The 394-nt window shown below is 49.7% G+C and carries 1 protein-coding gene and 1 pseudogene; both read right to left on the reverse strand.

The window, feature by feature from the left end; all coding sequences use genetic code 11:
- Positions 1-218, reverse strand: a pseudogene (locus NXS07_RS20905) (structural protein); the annotation flags it as partial.
- Positions 215-394, reverse strand: a 180-nt coding sequence (locus NXS07_RS20910) for a phage holin family protein (protein WP_258087621.1), incomplete at its 5' end; no start/stop codon positions are given. The pseudogene NXS07_RS20905 and the gene NXS07_RS20910, both read right to left, overlap by 4 nt.

The following is a 394-nucleotide window of genomic DNA, read 5'->3' on the forward strand; positions in this document are numbered from 1 at the left end:
TTTGGTGCCCAGCGGTCTATCATCTTCGCGACGGTCTGATAGCCTTTTTTATGGTAATTGCACAACAGCTTCATCAGCGCCCGAATGCCATACTCTGGTGATTCAAACCGACAGAACCGAGATTCAATCTTCGGGTCGTGGGGTAATTGACCCTGCCACTTATTCGCTGAGTTGTGGTCAATGTTGCCTGGATTGTTGTTGCGAATGCCTCTGGTCATCTTTGTTCACCTGTCAGTCTGTTCCAAAAATAGGTTAGGGCGATGCTCCCCATTGCGCCGGACACGCCAGCACTAACGAACATCAGGTATAAACTCAGCCCCGCTTCGAGACTGATAAATCCGCCTATCAGTCCGGTAAATCCCGAAACGACTATTTGGGCAAATGCCCCAATCCA

Origin of the sequence: Xenorhabdus bovienii (assembly GCF_024721015.1) — a bacterium.
In the GTDB taxonomy this organism is placed as follows: domain Bacteria; phylum Pseudomonadota; class Gammaproteobacteria; order Enterobacterales; family Enterobacteriaceae; genus Xenorhabdus; species Xenorhabdus bovienii.